This is a genomic window from Enterococcus sp. AZ067, assembly GCF_051715005.1.
GTDB classification, from domain to species: domain Bacteria; phylum Bacillota; class Bacilli; order Lactobacillales; family Enterococcaceae; genus Enterococcus_D; species Enterococcus_D casseliflavus.
This window is the reverse complement of record NZ_JBIOSY010000001.1, coordinates 2,311,249-2,329,344: the sequence shown is the minus strand read 5'-3', so window position 1 is coordinate 2,329,344 and position 18,096 is coordinate 2,311,249. Positions and strand designations below refer to the sequence as shown.

General features: G+C 43.4%; 14 protein-coding genes and 1 riboswitch. Of the genes, 12 read left to right on the top strand and 2 right to left on the bottom strand.

Translation table 11 applies throughout. The annotated features are described in order from the left end of the window. Nucleotides 1-76 precede the first annotated feature (76 nt). A riboswitch (TPP riboswitch) is annotated at nucleotides 77-176 on the bottom strand. Nucleotides 177-499: 323 nt separating this feature from the next. Next, nucleotides 500-2,050, top strand: coding sequence for a metal ABC transporter solute-binding protein, Zn/Mn family (locus IGI82_RS11035; RefSeq protein WP_438842222.1), 1,551 nt, complete (start codon nucleotides 500-502; stop codon nucleotides 2,048-2,050). A 66-nt stretch (nucleotides 2,051-2,116) separates the two neighbouring features. Then, nucleotides 2,117-3,127 carry a plasmid pRiA4b ORF-3 family protein gene (locus IGI82_RS11030; RefSeq protein ID WP_438842221.1) on the top strand — a complete coding sequence of 337 codons (1,011 nt, stop codon included), beginning with the start codon at nucleotides 2,117-2,119 and terminating at the stop codon, nucleotides 3,125-3,127. 90 nt (nucleotides 3,128-3,217) lie between these two features. Here the strand turns inward: IGI82_RS11030 and IGI82_RS11025 are convergent, their stop codons facing one another. After that, complete coding sequence (locus tag IGI82_RS11025; RefSeq protein ID WP_438842220.1) at nucleotides 3,218-4,333, bottom strand: NAD(P)/FAD-dependent oxidoreductase; 1,116 nt, start codon at nucleotides 4,331-4,333, stop codon at nucleotides 3,218-3,220. 118 nt (nucleotides 4,334-4,451) lie between these two features. Here IGI82_RS11025 and recQ point away from each other — a divergent pair, with 118 nt between their 5' ends. From recQ to IGI82_RS10985, 8 genes are all read left to right on the top strand, one after another. Beyond that, on the top strand, nucleotides 4,452-6,218 hold the full coding sequence (gene recQ, locus IGI82_RS11020; protein ID WP_438842219.1) for a DNA helicase RecQ: 1,767 nt from the start codon (nucleotides 4,452-4,454) through the stop codon (nucleotides 6,216-6,218). 57 nt (nucleotides 6,219-6,275) lie between these two features. Continuing rightward, nucleotides 6,276-6,695, top strand: coding sequence for a GNAT family N-acetyltransferase (locus IGI82_RS11015; protein WP_438842218.1), 420 nt, complete (start codon nucleotides 6,276-6,278; stop codon nucleotides 6,693-6,695). A gap of 57 nt (nucleotides 6,696-6,752) precedes the next feature. Then, complete coding sequence (locus IGI82_RS11010) at nucleotides 6,753-7,493, top strand: MurR/RpiR family transcriptional regulator (protein WP_005236546.1); 741 nt, start codon at nucleotides 6,753-6,755, stop codon at nucleotides 7,491-7,493. Nucleotides 7,494-8,038: 545 nt separating this feature from the next. After that, nucleotides 8,039-8,404 (top strand): hypothetical protein, encoded by a 366-nt coding sequence (locus IGI82_RS11005; protein ID WP_008381556.1) that lies wholly within the window; start codon nucleotides 8,039-8,041, stop codon nucleotides 8,402-8,404. Nucleotides 8,405-8,449: 45 nt separating this feature from the next. After that, nucleotides 8,450-10,798: a lectin-like domain-containing protein gene (locus tag IGI82_RS11000; protein ID WP_438842217.1), complete on the top strand. Its 2,349-nt coding sequence runs from the start codon at nucleotides 8,450-8,452 to the stop codon at nucleotides 10,796-10,798. 324 nt (nucleotides 10,799-11,122) lie between these two features. Next, nucleotides 11,123-12,751 (top strand): PTS transporter subunit EIIC, encoded by a 1,629-nt coding sequence (locus IGI82_RS10995; RefSeq protein ID WP_438842216.1) that lies wholly within the window; start codon nucleotides 11,123-11,125, stop codon nucleotides 12,749-12,751. Continuing rightward, nucleotides 12,751-14,082 (top strand): 6-phospho-alpha-glucosidase, encoded by a 1,332-nt coding sequence (locus IGI82_RS10990; RefSeq protein ID WP_010749541.1) that lies wholly within the window; start codon nucleotides 12,751-12,753, stop codon nucleotides 14,080-14,082. Before IGI82_RS10995 ends, IGI82_RS10990 begins: the two co-directional genes overlap by 1 nt. 220 nt (nucleotides 14,083-14,302) lie before the next feature. Next, on the top strand, nucleotides 14,303-15,676 hold the full coding sequence (locus tag IGI82_RS10985) for a gluconokinase (protein WP_230319136.1): 1,374 nt from the start codon (nucleotides 14,303-14,305) through the stop codon (nucleotides 15,674-15,676). An 18-nt stretch (nucleotides 15,677-15,694) separates the two neighbouring features. Here IGI82_RS10985 and IGI82_RS10980 read toward each other — a convergent pair whose 3' ends face one another. Beyond that, entirely contained in the window at nucleotides 15,695-16,435 is a 741-nt protein-coding gene (locus tag IGI82_RS10980) for a MurR/RpiR family transcriptional regulator (protein ID WP_142424560.1), read from the bottom strand. Between the two features lie 150 nt (nucleotides 16,436-16,585). On the opposite strand from IGI82_RS10980, the gene IGI82_RS10975 reads away from it, so the two are divergent. Continuing rightward, the gene (locus IGI82_RS10975) at nucleotides 16,586-17,338 is read left to right on the top strand and encodes an IclR family transcriptional regulator (RefSeq protein ID WP_185932195.1); all 753 of its coding nucleotides are present in this window, start codon (nucleotides 16,586-16,588) and stop codon (nucleotides 17,336-17,338) included. A 110-nt stretch (nucleotides 17,339-17,448) separates the two neighbouring features. Then, a complete protein-coding gene (locus IGI82_RS10970) occupies nucleotides 17,449-18,096 on the top strand; it encodes a bifunctional 4-hydroxy-2-oxoglutarate aldolase/2-dehydro-3-deoxy-phosphogluconate aldolase (RefSeq protein WP_005229908.1) in 648 nt (215 codons plus the stop codon).

Genomic DNA, 18,096 nt, shown 5'->3' with positions numbered 1-18,096 from the left:
ATGGTTTTTCTGTCTACAAAAAAAGCGTTCCTCCTTTTTCTATCCACACGTAGACAGAAAAAATGGGAACGCGAAAAATCATGCGCTGCCACTTCCCTACGTTGGTACTAACCAAATCAGGTTCTAAGGGACCAGACTTACGTCTATCTCAGCATAAAGCGCCCCTAGTGGATAATCTTCTATTCAATTACCCCTCGAGTGTAGCACAGGACCCAGCAAAGGACAATAAAAAGAGATGTTCGACGATTGAAAAAAAATCAGCAGAGCAAGTCTTTCAAGGAAATTTCTTCACTGATATTTGTGGTGGTACATATGAAAGTTTTTACATATAAAAAAACATCTTGAAAAGCTGTTGACAAGGGGTAAATAGTTGTGTAAAGTAGAAAACCGATGGTAAAACGTAAACGTTACGTTTTGTTTTTGTAAATCGTAATTGATTTATCAGTGTTTTGCCGAGGAAAAGGAAATATGGAAAAATAAAAAGGAGTGTATTTTGAAAATGAAGAAGTTTTTTAAAATAACGATGTTATCAACAGTAGCCCTAGCTTTGGCGGCCTGTGGACAAGGAGGCTCTGATGCAACTGAACAATCAGGCAACGCTGCTTCTGATAATGAACAAATCCAGGTCATGGCTACGTTTTATCCGATGTATGATTTTACTCGTCAAGTTGTAGGGGATGAAGGGGAGGTTGAATTATTGATGCCCGCGGGCACTGATTCCCACGATTATGAACCTTCTGCAAAAGATATGGCAAAGATCCAAGATGCGGATGTTTTCGTCTACAACAACGAGAACATGGAAATGTGGGTTCCTTCGATTGAAGCCACGTTAAATGACGGGGATGTGACAGTGGTTAAAGCCACAGAAGGAATGGTCCTGTTACCCGGTGACGATGACCACGACCACGATCACGATCACGATCATGACCACGACGATGATGGTCATTCTCATGAATTAGATCCCCATGTCTGGTTAGCCCCAAGCTTAGCCATGAAACAAGTAGAGGCGATCCGTGACCAGCTGAGTGAGGCTTATCCAGCGAAAGCGACAGCCTTTGCAGAAAATGCTGCGAATTATTTAGCGAAGTTACAAGAGCTTCATGCGTCTTATGAAGAAGCGTTTAGCAATCCAGCGCAAAATCACTTCGTGACCCAGCACGCAGCTTTTGGTTATTTGGCATTGGAATACGGGTTGACCCAAGTACCGATCTCTGGTCTTTCACCAAGCGAGGAACCTTCCGCTTCACGAATCGCAGAACTAAAAGAGTTCGTTCAAGAAACAGGTATCCAAACGATTTACTTTGAAGAAAATGCCAAAGACAGCATTGCCCGGACGTTAGCTTCAGAAGCAGGTGTCGAACTGGCTGTCTTGAATCCATTAGAAGGCTTGACCCAAGAGCAAATGGATAACGGGGAAGACTATATTTCGATCATGGAACAAAACCGTGATGCCTTGAGAAAAACGACCGATGTAGCAAATGACAAAGAAATAGCGGAAGCCGAAAAAGAAAAAACGGTTTATAACGGCTATTTCGAGGATGCAGATGTACAAGATCGTCCCTTATCTGATTGGGCAGGAGAATGGCAATCCGTGTATCCATTTTTACAAGACGGAACATTAGACCAAGTGTTTGATTATAAAGCAAAAATGGACAAGAAAATGACGGCTGACGAATACAAAGAGTATTATACGACCGGTTATCAAACAGATGTTGCTCAGATCAAGATCACAGACAATACAATGACGTTTATCTTCGATGATGGCACAGAGAAAGAAGCCAATTATGTGTATACTGGCAAAGAGATTTTGAACTATTCCGCTGGTAATCGTGGCGTACGTTTCTTGTTTGAAAGCACTGACGAAGATGCGGCATTCAAATACATTCAATTCAGCGACCATATGATCGCACCAAGTGCGTCCCATCATTTCCATATCTACTTCGGCAATGATAGTCATGAAGCCTTATTAGAAGAAATGGATCATTGGCCAACCTATTACCCAACTGGGATGAGTGGATTAGAAATTGCACAGGAAATGCTTTCCCATTAAAAAAAAGATTGACAATCCTCGCTCTTTTCGTCAAAGTAAACTTGATAGGAAGGAGCGAGAATTTTTTTGGAAAAAACATTGAAGAAATTAGCGAAAGTGATTGACCGCATGATGGATCACGTTGATTTGTATGGCGGACCAAGTGTGGTTAGTGACGACGATCTTGAACACTACTTAGATCCTGTTTTTTACTTGATCTTTTGCGCGGAAACAGATGGTGGCATGACTAAATTAAAAGACAAAGTCTTTGTCGAATCGGTGTACACCGAAATGCTGCCTCAAGAAGTACCGTACAGTTTAAATTTTCTTCCGTTTGCCAAAACAGCCATTGAAGACTTTTATTACTGCATGTATAAAGAAAAGCATATCACCAAATCACAGTACCAAGAAATCGCCTTTGTATTGGCTGAAAAACAACCTATCTTTTTCGCAAGGATGTCCAAACCCCAGTTTTGGTCAGCTGAAAAGAAAGAAGCGATGTTAGCGATGATTCAAGACACCGATCCTGAAGAACATGAACTATTGCCCGTTGATGACCCGCGTATTGCTGCAATCTCGCCAAAAATCGTCCCATTTCCAACGAAACATACGGCCTTTGATGAAGCGGCGAATACACCAGTCGCCTATCAGGTCCGAATTGATTTAGAAGGATACCGTCCGCCAATTTGGCGTCGTTTGATCATTCCTGCAGGGCTGACCTATGAGCAGTTGCATATGTTGATTCAGATTGCCTTTGAGTGGATGAATCAACATTTGTACTTGTTTATTGCCGGTTCGAAATCGATCGGCTTAGGCAATTCCGTACCAACGGATGCTTCCGGTATTGACCAAGATTTTCAGTATTGCAAGTCCATGACCTACATTTATGATATGGGGGCAGATTGGACGCATAAGATCAAAATTGAAAAAGTGTTGACCGCAGAAGATCACCCAGATCCCGTCGTTCCAGTTTGTATCAAAGCTGTTGGCGATGTTCCAATCGAAGATGCGTTTGATGATGATTTCCGAGAACCACTGGATCGCGAGATCATCAATGAAGTGTTACTCGATTATTGGGAAACAGGAGAATATGTTTAGCGATCAGCTAGAAGACTGTACCGTAATTTTGCAAGACTAACAGTGACAACCACCAGACCTTAGCGGTTCTGGTGGTTTTTTAGTCTTCTGTCAAAGACGCTTTTTGATATATTCTGTCATCGGTTTTGTGTAGCTTAAGAAGTTTTTGGGTTGAGATCGTCCATCATTGATCCGATTGGCTAGGAGATAACCGATATATGGACCGGTCGTTAACCCAGAAGAACCAAGTCCACTGGCGGCGAACAAATTCGTTTCATCAGGCACTTCTCCAAAGAACGGTGCAAAATCAGAAGTATAGGCACGCGTGCCAACGCGCATGGTCATAGGCGATGCAAAGAGTGCTTCGGGGTCTTCAAGAAAAGCACCGATTCCTGTCATTAATTGCTGCTTGGCAGCTTCCGTTGGTGTTAAATCCCAACCCGCATCGTTTTCATGGGTGGCTCCTAATAAAATTTGCTCATCAGAGAAGGGAATCAAGTCACCCTCACCCTCTAGCATGGCGACCGGCCAACTGTTTGTCGGCAGGCTGGTGGCAAAAGAGAGCAACTGGCCTTTTTGCGGACGGATATCAACCTGATACCCTAAAGGTGATAACAAGTCTAGCAATCCCGGTCCAGCTGTCAGACAAAGAACCTCCGCCTCAAGGAGTTGATCCTTTGCTTTGATTTGCCAATGGCTGTCCTTTCTTAAAATCTCGGCTTTTTCTTCGATAAAAGTGACTTGCTGCTGTAAGGCAACTCCTTTTACGTGCGCAAGATAAGCACGACCATCTAAACGACCACCCCCTGAGATCCGTAATGAGGGCATTTCCTTCAATAATGGCAGTGCCTCTTTGGTTTGTGATCCTGTCAGTAACTCGATCTCGCCGATTTCTGGCGCTTCTTTGCGGCGACTTACAGCCAGATCTGCTAGCTCCTGAAGCGCGTTTTCGGGACGCACCACCAACGTGCCACAGGGGGCATAGATGGATTCATCTAATGCAAAATCCCGCACCAATTGTGGGAAAAACGCGGCACCGTCTTGTGCTAGCTGGTACCATTTTTTATTGCGGCGTTTGGAGAGCCAAGGGGAGATGATGCCAGCGCTAGCAGACGTTGCTTGCCCGATAAGGGAATCAATGACAGTCACGTCAAATTTGGTTTTATCAAGATAATTGGCGAGGGTCAAACCGATGATCCCACCGCCGATAATCACAACTTTTTTCATAGTAGAAGACTCCTTTGGTTGATTTCAATGAAAAGCGAATAAAAAGCGAAAGTTCTCTTAATGCCGTTTTCTTTGCGTACTTAATTGCGTATAATAAGGAAATGGAAAAGAGGGTATTATGCAAACTATTCAAACAGTCTTAAAAGAACATTTTGGCTATTCACAGTTTCGTGAAGGTCAAGAGACGATTATTCAATCTATTTTAACACAACAAAATGTTTTGGGAATCATGCCTACTGGTGGCGGGAAATCGATTTGTTATCAGTTGCCAGCGCTCTTGCTGGATGGGGTCACCTTGGTCATTTCACCTTTGATTTCTTTAATGAAAGATCAAGTAGACAGCCTCGTTGATATGGGGATCCCTGCTGCTTACATCAATTCTTCCTTGACAGGAGCACAGATCAATCAACGCTTGCAAGAAGCTCGCCAAGGGCGAATCAAACTGCTGTATGTTTCGCCAGAACGCTTAGACTCAGAATCTTTCCGCTACTCATTGCGGCAGATGCCGATCGCTTTGTTAGCCGTTGATGAGGCCCACTGTATTTCCCAATGGGGGCACGATTTTCGCCCGAGCTATCTGCGGCTCGCCGAAACGATCGACAATTGGGAACAAAAGCCAACGATCGTAGCCCTTACCGCAACAGCTACGCCTAAAGTTGCCGAAGATATCGAAAATTTACTTTCGATTCCAGCTGAAAATCAAGTCAAGACCGGCTTTGCGCGGGAAAATTTGGCTTTTCAAGTCGTCAAGGATCAAAAAGATACCTACATAACGACGTATTTGAAAATGAACCAAGGACAATCAGGTATTATTTACGCCAGCACCCGCAAAGAAGTGGAACGAATCTATCACCTGTTGAAGCATGAACGCGTGTCCGTCGGGTATTACCATGGCGGACTTTCAGAAGAAGAGCGCTCATTTTTCCAAGAAGAATTTCTTTATGACCGCCTGCAAGTGATGGTAGCCACTAATGCATTCGGGATGGGAATCAACAAAAGCAATGTCCGCTTCGTGATCCATGCCCAGATACCAGGTAATTTGGAGTCTTATTATCAAGAAGCAGGACGTGCTGGACGAGATGGGGAACCTAGTGATGCGATCTTACTTTATGCTCCGCAAGACATGCAGATCCAGCAATTCTTTATCGATCAATCCGAATCAGACATTCTTTATCGTCAAAACGAATACTTGAAGTTGCGGGAGATGAGCCAATACGGACATACCCAACTGTGTTTGCAGCGCTATATTTTGCGTTATTTCGGAGAAGATGGTCCCGATTGCGGTCGTTGCAGCAATTGTCTTGATGAAAGAGAACAAGTGGATATCACAGTGGATACACAAAAAGTGTTGTCATGTGTGAAACGAATGGGCGAACGCTTTGGGAAAGCCTTGGTGGGGAAAGTGCTAACTGGCTCAGGCGATCAAAAAGTCAAACAGTGGGGCTTTGAAAAGTTACCAACTTATGGATTAATGAAAGATTGGTCCCAAAAGGAAGTCAATCAGCTGATCGATTATTTAACAGCATCAGGGTATCTTTTGCCGTCTGAAGGGCAATACCCATTGTTAAGTGTGACCAATGCGGGGATTGATGTGTTGCTTGGAAAAGCAAAAGTTTATAGAAAACAAACCAAAGTCAAACAGTTAGTGGTGGACGATGAGCTATTCGATCAACTGCGCACCTTACGATTGAATCTCGCACAAGAACAAAATTTGCCGCCGTATGTGGTTTTTTCTGATAAAACACTGCGAGAGCTGGCAGAAGTCCAGCCAAAAACACCGATCGAGTTTTTACAGATCAAAGGAGTTGGCCAAAACAAGTTGGATAAGTATGGCGACGCCTTTTTAGCATTGCTTTCTGAATACGAAAAGACGGAAAGTGACTAAAACAGATCATTTTTCTAAGATAAGACAAAAAAGACAGCAGGAAGGGACGAAACATCAGTGATTACGATTCGACCGGCAGTAGCTGCAGATCAAGCATTTTGGTTTTCTTTGGATACTCACTTACCAACGGAAGTCTTCGCCAAAAAGATAATGGAAAAAACTGCTTATGTTGTAGTTGCAGACGACCAGCCAGTAGGGTTGCTACGCTACAATTTTTTCTGGGACACGATTCCTTTTTGTACCATGTTAGTGATCGCAGAAGCGCATCAAGGCAAGGGACTCGGGAAACAGTTGGTTACTTATTGGGAACAACGGCAAAAAGCAGCTGGCCACGCTCTTTGCTTGACTTCCACACAAGTCGACGAGCAGGCACAGCATTTCTATCGCAAACTCGGTTACCAAGATGCCGGTGGGTTACTTTTGACAAGTCCTGGATTTGAACAGCCGATGGAATTGTTCCTTGTCAAACAGTTGTGATGTTTCTGCCAGCTTATGGTACATTGATAGGAGAACAAAAAAATAGGAGCGTTTAACATGTCTTTTTTTGGAAAAATCGATTTCAATGAGTTATCAGAGACCGATCGTGCAATCTATCATTACATGTCCAGCCAAAGTGATAAAATTCCTTACATGCGTGTCCGGGAGATCGCGCTTGAATCCCACACTTCAGCTTCTTCGGTCATGCGCTTTATCCGTAAATTAGGGTATGAGAGCTTTACAGAATTTCGTACCCAGTTCAAAGCACCTGAGTTAGATGCTGTCAGTTTTTTTAGCAGTATGACCGTTTTGGATCCGGAACGCTTCCCGCGAGACATCGAAGGAAAAATCCGACGAATCGCTGAACGAATGCTGGAATGTGAGAATATTATTTTTTATGGCATCGGTGCGTCAGGTTCAATGTGTGAATATGCTGCCCGCCGTTTTGCCACGATCGGATTTAATAGTTATGCTTTGGTGGATAATACCTATCCAATCTTTGCGAAGCTGAAACATACTTCAGACAATATGATCGTGGTCCTTTCAATCACCGGAACGACCACCGAGATCATTGAAGTGGTCAATGGCTTTCGTAATAATCCTGACTTCACCACTGTAGCAATCACCAGTGACGCCAACAGCACACTGGGGCGAATGTCCGATTATGTCTTAGACTATTCAGTTGATGTGAAACGCATCAACAAGTATGAAGATTTGACGACGCAAATCCCTTGCCTTTTCTTAGTCGAAGCGTTGTCGGAGACGGTTCGTCAGTTTTCTTTATCCGCAGGGGAATAAGCTACATTTTTCCTTTAATAAATGAAAAAAACAAACAGGTTTAATGGATCAAGAGACTTTTCTTTTGATGACTTTTGGACCAGTTTGTTTTTTTGCATTTTAGCAAGCTAATTTCGGTTCAGTCTTGTTGATAGAAAATGAGAGGGACGCCTGACATGAAGCGTCGATTCAAGGTGTCGAGGATTAAAGGAATAACGTAATCTAAGATCATTGAGCTTTTTGTTGTATAAAAGGGAGATGGCAAGTTTCTAAAATAGTTGCAACAATAACATATGAATGAAACGTATGTTTTTTTTAACTTCATGCAGGATATTCATCGATCGAGGAATATCGTGAATTTTATTCTAAGTAGAACATCGATATAATTAGTATGACATGTTTGAAAACCATGGTTTTTGAGATATCAAGTACGACTACGATCAAGATAGAATGAATTCCATATAAACAGTACTATTTAGGCTTTTGTAAAGAGATTGGCTTTAATAAAATAACACGTCTCAAAAACGATCGTTTTCGAAATGAACAACTCACAAGGAGGAGGGAGAATGGATATCAACGGTGCATCTATTAGAGGAAGGGCTTTGAAAGTATGTTTGGTCTTATTGTTCGCTTTCGGGTTTACAAGAACGAGTTTTGGCGAGGAGAGACGTTCAACGGAAACGGAGGGGACAGTGGGGTTTACCGGGATTTATGAGCCTTTGGATCAACCAGAACCATCTCCACCAACCGGTCCTGTTCCGCGTCCACCGCAAGACACGGGTAAACCCGGCGGGCAGCTGCCCCAGACAAACTTCATTCAACGGTTGGATTGGGTGATTCTTGGAAGTCTCTTGCTGATCACCGCACTTAACATATACGTAGTAAAACAACTTATCAAAAAAGGGAAATCAACATTCCCTAAGTGGGGCTAGATCCCATGGGGAAAATAAGAGAAATGACATTTAGGAGTGAATGCGATGAACTCATTTTTTCGCAAAAAAAATAAGTGGTTGCTGGTTCTACTTGCCTTACTCCCACTGATTACAACATTAACAATCATGAATGCCGAGACGATTTTTTCGTGGACACCAGAGGAAGAACACGAGGAGAAGGCCGACGATGAAGTGAGTGGAGAAATCTCCTTTGCGGAGGAACTGATCCAAGGCGAGGTCGAGCACGTAATAGATTTTATTTTCTACTCAGAAGTTGCCCTCGAAACGGTGGACATCGCGTTGCCTCAGGAAATAATCATTGATCAGGAAGCTTTGAACGATGAACTAACGGTGGTAGCAACAGACCACGAAGGTGTGTGGCAGCTGAACAGCGAGACCCCACAAACGACTTTTTTCTTACCGATTCTTGTGGATACGATCGGAGAATATGAGATCATCGTTGCCGAGACTGCTACACAGCGCCTGCTGATCTTAGATCATACGGAGGCCGAAGACACTGATTCGACTGAAGAAGAGAATGACTCTGCGGAAGCAGATCAAGCAGATCAAGCAGATGAGGCTGCGGATGAAGTAGGAAGAGAGGCAGAAGTAGATGATAGAAGTGATACTACAGCTAAAATTCGAATTGAGCGAGCAGATTTCTTAGATCATTTTGATTTGCAAGGACACCCTATCGATGCTACTTATAACGAGCAAACAGGAGAAGTGCTGTTAACGCCCAATCTATCAGATCACGTTGGTAATGTTACTTTAAAAGAAAGGCTCAGTTTGGATCGTCCATTTACGCTAAAAGGCAAAGCAAATATCGGAACGAGATTAGACGGAGCCGATGGCATTGCTTTTGGCTTTCACAATTCGGCTACAGATGAAGTCGGGTATCCAGGAAATGCGTTTGGTATTGGCGGTTTGATCGATGGCTTTGGGTTTAAATTGGACAATAATTATAACACTACACCTAGTGTTTTTGAAGAATTCACGAATCGATTTGAGGTGATTAGAGATCCAATGTCTGTTGGCGGTGCGCCATTCGCTGGATTCATCTATCATACAGGTCCGCGAACGATGGCGACCTATACCGGCAATGATGCATTACCGCAAAGAGCTGGAAATCGCTTGGGACATGATTTGGATGTACTTATTCAATATCAGCCGGATGAAAATGGGAGATGGTTTCAAGTCGATTATGACAATCGGACATGGCGTAGAGATATTAGTGATTGGCAACCTGAGGATGTTTCTGCGATGGCTTTTCTTATTACTGGAAGTACAGGTGCAAGGAGTGATCGCCATACCTTTACTTTTGATTGGATGGAATATCACATTGGTACCGGAACCGTCCATGTGGATTATCGAGATCGAGAGACAGGGGAGGATATTCTACCAACTGAAACATTAGAACTACCATTACGTTTCCTTCATACCCTTGACCCCAAGAACCGAGAGAGCGATGAACCCTATCAGTTAGGGTATGACTATTACGGGGTTGAGTTTAACACAGAACACTTTGACCCAAGTACATTTGATATTATGCCGCAGCCTTTCCATCAGAATGTTACTTTTTTATTTGATCGCGTGCCATCGAACATCAAGATCAATCACATAGATGAAGAAGGGGTAGCATTGAGGGAACCAACCTATCAAGGAGAATTCGTAAATGAATCGGTCGATATCCTTCCTGAGGAGATTCCTTATTACCAATATCTTTACGAGCGGGACGGTCAGCCGCTGGAAACAAGAGTCACCCGAGATGAACAAGAATACTGGCTGGTTTATGGTTTGGAAAGTACTCCGCAACCAGTAGACCCTCTTGATCCCGATACGCAAGTAAATCCTGAGAATCCGCCTGAGATTGATGAAGAACAAGGGTTTGTCAGCTTGGATTTTGTTTCCCAATTCCAGTTTGGGACAGTTGGCATTCGGTCAGAAACGACGACCTACGATGCCCTGCCGCAAAAACTCCTTCAGCCGGCTGATCCAAATGATAATCTACGCCCTAATTATGTGCAGGTTTCAGATCGGAGGCGGGAAAATTCCGGTTGGACCCTCCGTGCAACCTTACGAGAGCCTTTTGAAAGTGATGAAGGGCATCAACTGACTGGTGCTAGAATTTTATTAGACAATATCGATGTAGTAACGACTCGAGAAAACGTGTCTGAGCCACCTACTCATAAACAGCAAGCAGCACTGACTGTTGGAAATGCGGAGATAATCGCACAAGCAGGTGCCAACCAAGGCAGAGGCACTTGGGTCCAGCGCTTTGGCGATCGAGACACAATGGATCAAAGTGTCAAACTTGAGGTGCCAATTAGTGCGACTCCTCAAGCCACGAGATATTCAGCAACCATTCTTTGGGAACTTTCATTTGTTCCTTAACAATAAACAAAAAGAAGCTGCAGCGAATTGCAGCTTCTTTTTTGCTCAAATGACTAGTGGTACTATTAGCTATTGGTTTTTCATGTACAACTAAAAGATTATATTCTTCTTTGTCTTATATCGACTCTTAGCCAAAAGATAATCACGTCATTTTTTTCATGGAGAGCTTGATCAACAGTGATAATGCATTTTTTAATGTACTTTGTCATGGATGAAACACATTCCAATCTTTGAAACGCATTGAATTGAAAACGTTTGCTATTCTATTAGTAACAAATGTTTCCTATAATGAACCTACAAATCAACTACAAAGGAGTTTCCTCAATGAAAGAAAAAGTGATGGATGCGATGCAGAAATTCTCCAAGGCAATGTTTGTGCCCGTTTTGATTTTGCCGATCGCAGGGATATTGATTGCCGTTGGGAATGTGTTTACAAATGTCCGCTTGCTTGAGCAGTTTCCCTTTTTGGATAATCCGATAACCACCGGTTTTGGTAGTATCTTATCCGCTTCCTTACTACCGATCTTAACCAATTTAGGCATTATTTTTTGTGTCGGGATCGCTTTAGGGTTAGCCAATAAGAAAAAGGCTGAAGCGGGATTTACCGCGTTGTTAGGTTATTTCGTCTTCTTAAATGCCATGAACAAATTCATGGAGCTTCGGGGGATGTTGGTTCCAGCCGATGCCCTTCAAGGTTCAGGACAAGCGATCGTTTTAGGAATCCAAGTGTTGGATATGGGGGTCTTTCTGGGTATCATTTTAGGGATCGTCGTAGCATTGATCCATAATCGTTTTATCGATACGAGCTTTACCAATGCCTTTCAAGTTTATGGCGGCGCGCGCTTCGTCTTTATTGTCTTGATTCCGGTCGTCGTGTTATTAGCCATCATTTCCACGTTTATATGGCCAGTAATACAAACTGGCATCGACGGTTTAGGCGGCATCATTCAACAAACGGGCAACTTTGGCATCTTCTTGTACGGGATGTTGGAACGCTTATTGATTCCAACTGGCTTGCATCACTTGATCTATACGCCGTTTTTGTATACTTCATTAGGCGGTGTCGCAGAAGTTGGCGGTCAAGTCTTTGAAGGGGCACGGAATATTTATTTTGCGGAAATTGCTGACCCAGCAGTCCGCGTATTATCGCAAAGTGTCATTTGGGACGCTCGCGGGATCTCAAAAATGTTTGGACTGATCGGTGCCTGTTTGGCGATGTATCAAACGGCAAAACCAGAAAATAAAGTCAAAGTCAAAGCCATTTTGATTCCCGCAGTTGTGACTTCCTTTATTGCAGGTGTGACTGAACCGATCGAATTTTCTTTTATGTTCGTGGCACCTGTTTTGTTCGTCATTCATTCTGCACTTAGCGGCTTGAGCATGGTGGCGTTAAATCTCTTTGGTTCTCGCGCCATCGGACCGAATGGCTTCATCGACTTTCTTTTGTACAACTTGCCCTTAGGGATCGAGAAAACTCGCTGGCCAGTGTACTTGATCGTCGGAGTCGTCTTCTTCTTTCTTTATTACTTCTTGTTCCGCTTTTTGATCACGAAACTGAATTTGAAAACGGTCGGTCGTGAAGAAGATGGGACAGAGACCAAACTGTATTCGAAGAAAGAGTACAAAGAAAAACAACTTGCTGGAGCAGGTGTCGGGGTCATGGCGAGTGACCAAGCCGCCCCTAGTCCAACTAGTGAAACAAGTATCTCAGCAATCATCACCAAAGCGCTAGGTGGCGATGACAATATCAAAACCATCGACAACTGCTATACCCGCTTACGTTTAAAACTAAAGGATCCTGAACTCGTGGATGAAGCACTTCTAAAAGACGAAACACAAGCCAAAGGCGTGATCAAAAACGGTGAAAATGTCCATGTCGTTTACGGGTTGACTGTGCCGAAAGTGCGGGAAGAATTAGAAAATTATCTTGGAAGAGAAGGAGAGATTGAATGATGAAAAATTTTTCAGTAGTGATCGCAGGGGGCGGCAGTACCTTTACCCCGGGAATCGTTATGATGCTACTTGACAATCAAGAACGCTTTCCTTTAAGAAAGCTGAAACTATACGACAATGATGAAGCACGCCAAGCGATCCTCGGCGAAGCCCTGGCGATTTTATTAAAAGAACAAGCACCGCAAATCGAATTTTCATTTACGACGGATCCTGAAGAAGCCTTCAGCGATGTCGATTTCTGTATGGCGCATATCCGAGTAGGAAAGTATGATATGCGGGAAAAAGATGAAAAAGTCCCCTTGCGTCATGGCGTCTTTGGTCAAGAAACCTGTGGTCCAGGAGGGATCGCTTATGGGATGCGCAGCATCACTGGTATGCTGGAGATCATTGATTACATGGAACAGTATTCCCCCGATTGTTGGATGCTGAATTATTCCAATCCAGCTGCAATCGTAGCTGAAGCGTGTCGGGTCTTGCGTCCGAAATCAAAGGTTCTGAATATCTGTGACATGCCCGTGGGCACGTTGCGTCGCATGTCGCAAATCATTGGCAAGCAGCCAGAAGAACTAGAAGTTCGCTACTTTGGCTTGAATCATTTTGGCTGGTGGACCAGCGTCAAAGACAAAGAAGGCACGGAGTACATTCAAACCATTCGTGACTACGTTGCAGAACACGGCTATTTGACGCAGATCGAAGTGGATACCCAACATACTGACCCAAGTTGGCAAGACACCCACAAAAAAGCCAAAGACCTCTTGGCGCTCACACCAGAATATTTGCCAAATACGTACTTGAAGTATTATTTATATCCAGATTACGTCTACGAACACATGAAAGAACATCCAGAGTATACGCGTTCCAATGAAGTGATGGAAGGACGGGAAAAACGAGTGTTCGATCATGCCAAAAAGATCACTGCACAAGGCTCTGCTGAAGGGATCGCCTTTGAGATTGATGCCCATGCAACCTTTATCGTTGATTTGGCACGCGCCATCGCTTTTAATACGCATGAGCGAATGGTCATGATTGTGGAAAACAACGGCGCGATTGCGAACTTCCCGGATGATGCCATGGTGGAAGTGCCATGTATCGTCGGTTCTGATGGACCAGAAGCTCTTGCTCAAGGAAAAATTCCTGCCTTCCAACAAGCGCTCATGTTTCAGCAGGTGACTGTGGAAAAATTAGTGGTCGAAGCATATGTGGAAAAGAGCTATCAAAAAATGTGGCAAGCGTTAAGCCTTTCCAAAACGATTCCTAGCGCAAAAGTAGCCAAAGAGTTGCTCGATGATTTGGTTTCGGAAAATGGTGATTACTGGCCAGGATTGTCTTGATTTGTTTCACATTTGCGAAACATTTGCTGGTTAGATAACTGAAAGAGGAAGATTCTCCAAGAATCTTTCTCTTTTTTGATTTTTGTTGTGGAAGGATAATTCTCTGAAGAAAATCACCACGAAACGTCTTATCAACAAAACGATCAGACAGGTATACTAGAATATGCCACTAACTATGGTAGAATAAAGCTAATTGAATCAGATGAGAGGGAGCAATGCGATGTTTTTAGGGATTGATATCGGCACGACAGCCATAAAATTTGGGGTCATTGAAGATCGGAAAATCATTTACTCACAGTCATTACCAATCAAAACCCATAGCCACGGGTTAAAACAGACCCAATCAGCGACCCAGATCAGTAGCCAATTGATCAGTGGTGTCACAACGATTCCCGCTCAATTAAAAGCGGCAATCACAGTGATCGGGTTCAGTACCGCCATGCACAGTTTGATGCCAGTGGAGGGTGAGACCGCAGAAGAGATTTACATTTGGTCAGACAATCAAGCGAGTCAAACGATGACGGCCTTTCGTCAAACGGATCTGGCGGCAACGTTTTATGAAGAGACAGGGACACCGATCCATGCGATGTCTCCCTTTGCGAAACTGGCTTATTTTCAAACAAATGGTTCATATTCCAAAGAGACGAAATGGTTTGGCTTAAAAGAACTAGCAATGGCGTTGTTTACCGGACAAGCACGGATCGATTATAGTACCGCATCAGCGACCGGTCTTTTTTCTTTGAAAGAAAAGCAATGGAGTCAAAAGATTCTCAATTATTTATCCCTTTCAAAAGCCCAGTTAGCGCCTTTATGTGCACCGACTGATCGTTTTTTGATTACCGAGGAGATGGCGCAGCGGTGTGGCTTGAAGCCTGAGGTAGAAGTGATGTGTGGGGCTAGCGATGGGTGTTTAGCAGCATATGCTGGCTATATTTCTACAGGGATCCGCAACAGCTTGACGATCGGAACCAGTGCCGCGGTTCGTAAAGTAAGTGAGACCACCGTCTTTGATCGCCAAAAACAAAATTTTTGCTACTATCTGCAAGATGACCTCTATGTCGTAGGGGCACCTTCGAATAATGGTGGCTGTGTCCTTGCTTGGGCAAAAGAGACCTTATCAGAAGATCCTGATGCGTTTTATCATTATCTGCCTCAAGTCATGGAGGAGTCGCCGATCGGCAGTAACGGCTTACGTTTTTTTCCCTATTTAAACGGGGAGCGGGCACCTTTTTGGACAAATGAGATCACAGGCGGCTTTTCTGGCTTGACCCTGAAACACAATCGCTCAGACATGTTGCGGGCAGTCATCGAAGGCATGCTGATGAACATCGATTTATTAAAGCAAATGGCGCAGTTGGAAGGGGCAGTCACTGTAAGTGGTGGTTTCTTTCAAACAAAACTTTTAGGTCAAATGACCGCGGATGTGTTGGGGCTGACCTGTTATCTTTCCGATGAAAACGAACCGATATTCGGCTTGTATGATTTATACAAAAGCTCTGTTGTGCGGCAAGATCAGCCAGATGAAAAATTTGTTCCTGATCCGCAGAACCAAGCGCTCTATCAAGAATTGGCAAAAACCTATTTTCAAGCATAAGCAAAAACCAGCAATCCACTAGGGTTGCTGGTTTTCTTTTTCAACACGCGTAAAAGCGTCGACGATATATTCCATCAATAAGAGCAGTTTACCAAAGAAGCTAGTGTACTGGATGTTTTGGGTGTCGTAGGGACGTTCATCGGTCACTTCAAAGGAAAAGGTCGCTAGTTGATTGGCGCGATGATCACCGTTCCCGCAAAACAAAACAGTTGGTATGTGATGCTCATTGGCTAACGCCATCTTCTCCAGTACTTTTTGTGTTTCGCCAGATTTAGAGATGGTGATCAACATACTGATGTTCTCGATGTTGTTACTAATGATCCCACCTGAGTCAGAAGCACTGACTAATAAGGTTTTGATGCCGTTGACAAGCATTTTTTTGTGTAGGTATTCTGCCACGATCCCCGAAAAACCTGTTGCATAAATCGTAATAAACTTGTTCTTGTTTCGTCCATAGATTTCTTTGATCGCTTCGATCGTATCTGCAATACTGGCAGCGTCAATTTGGTAATCGATGGCGGCTTCAGTGATCGTCTGATTTTTCAAGCGATTCTTTAAGAAGTAAAGCAGCTCTAGATAGCCAGAAAAACCTAGTTTTTGCGCAAGCCGCACGATGGTTGCGGGGGAAGTGTAGATCGTTTTAGCGATTTCTCTTAAGGGCAGTCCATCGATCGCAGCGGTATTTGCAAGCAAATAATCAAGAATTTGCAGCTCATTGTCAGTCAATTTTTTTCCTTTGATCAATACATTTAAGTCCATTGTTCGGCACTCCTTTGTCTTGTCTTCATCATACAATGAACAACGATAGAAAGTAAAATAGGAATCGCGTCATCCTTATATAGAGGAAAAAGATTGTGCATTTCCTAAAAAGATATTATAATTTCTTATATAGAAAATAAAGGTGGAGAAATGATGACACAAAAACCATATGGAACCGTACTACTAAAAGCAGCAACCATTTTAGATTATCTCGCAGAAGCGCCAAGTAAACCATTGCAAGAAATTTCAGAAGCAACGAAACTGACCCCATCCACAGCTTTGAAAATATTGGAAACGCTACAAATGATCGGTTATGTCAAACGGGACAAAGAGAAGAATTATCGCTTAGGGTCTAAGCTGATCAAGTATGCCAATCAGAACATTCAAGAGCTTGATTTAGTGGAAATCAGCTTGCCATACTTGGAAGCATTGCAGAAAACGGCGGATGAAACGATCCACTTAGGCGTCTTGACCGCCAATGAGATTCTTTATGTCAATAAATTGGAGCCTCAGAATCAAACGATCCGCATGTCTTCAAAAGTAGGAATCACAAGACCGTTGTATAGCTCTGCCATGGGGAAAGCCGTTTTAGCGGAGTTTGATGCCCCTCAAGTAGAGGAGTACTTGGCAGCAACGCCTTTAACCGCTTATACGGAAAACACCATTACGAATCAGTTGAAGTTGAAGAAAGAATTGGAACAGGCAAAAGAAAACCAAGTAGCGTTTGATGATGAAGAAATGGAACAAGAAATCTATTGTATCGGCGCCTCACTGATAAAGGATCAAGAGATCGTTGGGGCGTTTTCTATCAGCCTACCGAAATACCGCTTGACCCCAGAATACAAAACGACATTGATCGATGCGATTATTGCGACAAAACAACAAATTGAACAAGCATTATAAACTTTTTAGTGGAAAGCCCTTGCAAATAAAAACGAGAACGGTATAATAAACGTGTAAGTTTCTTTATAATAAATACCATTTTCCAAATAGGAAATAAATGGAGGGTCTCAATGAAAAAAGTAGCGAATTTAATGAAACTAAAAGAAAGCGGCGTGATCGCTGTTGTGCGTGGCGCTTCTAAAGAAGAAGCACTACAAGCAAGTAAAGCGATCGTTGCGGGGGGGATCACTGGCATTGAGTTGACTTTTACAGTGCCTCAAGCGGCAGATGTAATCGCTGAATTAGTAGCAACCTTCAAAGATAATCCAGAGGTAGTCGTTGGTGCGGGGACCGTTCTTGATGCAGTGACCGCTCGCTTAGCGATCATGGCAGGAGCACAATATGTGGTAAGCCCAACCTTTGATCAAGAAACGGCTGAATTATGTAATTTATATCAAATCCCGTATCTGCCTGGTTGCATGACCATTTCAGAAATGAAGGACGCCTTAAAAGCAGGCGCAGATATCATTAAACTATTCCCAGGTAGTGCGTATGGACCAAGTATCATCTCGGCCTTCAAAGCGCCATTGCCACAATTAAACATTATGCCGACCGGTGGTGTCAGCTTAGACAACATGCAAGAATGGTTTGCGGCGGGTGTCGTAGCCGTTGGTGTAGGGGGGAATTTGTTAGCGCCAGCAGCAAGTGGGGATTTTGACAAAGTAACAGAAGTAGCGAAACAATATGCGGCAAAATTAAAAGAGATTCGAGGAAAGTAA

Excerpts from the sequence above, each read along its gene's own strand:
- IGI82_RS11035 (WP_438842222.1), top strand. The coding sequence starts at position 500 with ATGAAGAAGTTTTTTAAAATAACGATGTTATCAACAGTAGCCCTAGCT.
- IGI82_RS11025 (WP_438842220.1), bottom strand. The coding sequence starts at position 4,333 with ATGAAAAAAGTTGTGATTATCGGCGGTGGGATCATCGGTTTGACCCTC.
- recQ (WP_438842219.1), top strand. The coding sequence starts at position 4,452 with ATGCAAACTATTCAAACAGTCTTAAAAGAACATTTTGGCTATTCACAG.
- IGI82_RS11010 (WP_005236546.1), top strand. The coding sequence starts at position 6,753 with ATGTCTTTTTTTGGAAAAATCGATTTCAATGAGTTATCAGAGACCGAT.
- IGI82_RS11005 (WP_008381556.1), top strand. The coding sequence starts at position 8,039 with ATGGATATCAACGGTGCATCTATTAGAGGAAGGGCTTTGAAAGTATGT.
- IGI82_RS11000 (WP_438842217.1), top strand. The coding sequence starts at position 8,450 with ATGAACTCATTTTTTCGCAAAAAAAATAAGTGGTTGCTGGTTCTACTT.
- IGI82_RS10995 (WP_438842216.1), top strand. The coding sequence starts at position 11,123 with ATGAAAGAAAAAGTGATGGATGCGATGCAGAAATTCTCCAAGGCAATG.
- IGI82_RS10990 (WP_010749541.1), top strand. The coding sequence starts at position 12,751 with ATGAAAAATTTTTCAGTAGTGATCGCAGGGGGCGGCAGTACCTTTACC.
- IGI82_RS10985 (WP_230319136.1), top strand. The coding sequence starts at position 14,303 with ATGTTTTTAGGGATTGATATCGGCACGACAGCCATAAAATTTGGGGTC.
- IGI82_RS10980 (WP_142424560.1), bottom strand. The coding sequence starts at position 16,435 with ATGGACTTAAATGTATTGATCAAAGGAAAAAAATTGACTGACAATGAG.
- IGI82_RS10975 (WP_185932195.1), top strand. The coding sequence starts at position 16,586 with ATGATGACACAAAAACCATATGGAACCGTACTACTAAAAGCAGCAACC.
- IGI82_RS10970 (WP_005229908.1), top strand. The coding sequence starts at position 17,449 with ATGAAAAAAGTAGCGAATTTAATGAAACTAAAAGAAAGCGGCGTGATC.